Annotated in this window: 1 protein-coding gene; it reads right to left on the bottom strand. The window is 59.1% G+C overall.

Translation table 11 applies throughout. The annotated features are described in order from the left end of the window. Positions 1 to 14: 14 nt before the first annotated feature. Complete coding sequence (locus APY03_RS18505; protein WP_068678855.1) at positions 15 to 1,250, bottom strand: ISL3 family transposase; 1,236 nt, start codon at positions 1,248 to 1,250, stop codon at positions 15 to 17. Positions 1,251 to 1,313 lie beyond the last annotated feature (63 nt).

Genomic DNA, 1,313 nt, shown 5'->3' with positions numbered 1-1,313 from the left:
GGCTCTGTTGAATTTCAAGTGGGTTGCCCAGCATGAGGGTTGATGGCGTGGAAGTCGAGATTTCCGGCGATCAGGAAGATGACTGTTTTGATCGTGGCGATGCGGGTGAAACCGCGGGCACGACGCTTGGCGGCCTGAAACAGGCCATTGATAGCCTCCAGAAAGCCGTTGGTCTGTCGCGTTTGGGCCCAGGCCACGATGCCCTCCAGATGAGAGCGAATCATCCTGGCCACCTCCTTCATCGGATCGACCTTGGAGCGCATCACGCAAGTGCACCAATGCTCCAGCATGGCGCGCACGACATTGATTTGTTTGCGACCAAGGATCTCGCGCAGCTGCTCCTTGTAGACCCAGGCGCGGGCGGTGCGCTTGACGGTCATCTTGGCGATCAAGGCATCCAGATCAGCGCAGGCTTCTGGCTTGAGCTTGGCTGTGTCCTTGAGCAAAGTCCAGCGCATGCCCTTGAGGGATTTGTCGGTGCGCTGCTCGATCCGCCGCATCTTGTCCACCGCAGTGCTGGCGTGGCCGATGACGTGGAACTTGTCAAAGGTGATGCGCGCGTTAGGCAGATGCTCAGTGACCCCGGCAATGAACGCCGGCGACATGTCAATGCTAGCCGACTCGATGTTCTCGGCGGGGCACCCATGGTCGTCCAGATACTGGGCCAGTTTTTCAATGGTCTTGGCGTCGCGTCCCTCTGTGACGAACAGCACTCGTCTGGCATCGGCGTCCGCAGCCAGTGTGACGTAGCTGTGGCCCCTGGCACGCGAGGTCTCATCGATAGCCAGCGCAGTGACAGCCGAGTAGTCAGCCAAACCACAAGCCATCTCCACGTACTTCTTGCACACTGCCAGTACTCGATGGGGCGAGTCGCCCACGATGCGCGCCACGGCTGCAAACGGCATCTGGCGCGCCAGCATCAGGATGAAGGCCTCGAACAGCAGCGTGAAGCCGTTCAGCCGACCGGCAAAGTCGGGCTCGACCAGACGCACCGAGCCATTGGGCAGCTTCACGCGCGGCGTGCGCACTTGCAGATGACACTCATGCTGGAAGAAGTTCAGGTGCCGGTACGTCTTGGTCACGGTGTCATGAACCGGATGCAAGCCTGCGTGGCCAGAGACTTCAAAGCGGCTACCCGGCTTGAAGTCAATCAGCACGGTCAATGTCTTGGCCGTTTCGTCGAAGTCAACCGAGGTCACAGACCACGGCGACGCAATCCCCAGGGCAGCTTCAAACAGCTTGACAGTCATTAATTCACTCGTCCAGGTTGATCAAAATGGCGTCAGCTTACCCACTCAGATTTCAAGAGAGGC

The sequence above is a fragment of the Variovorax sp. WDL1 genome (assembly GCF_001541225.1).
GTDB lineage: Bacteria > Pseudomonadota > Gammaproteobacteria > Burkholderiales > Burkholderiaceae_C > Variovorax.
Note: the sequence above shows the minus strand (reverse complement) of the source record. Positions and strands in the feature narration are given on the sequence as shown.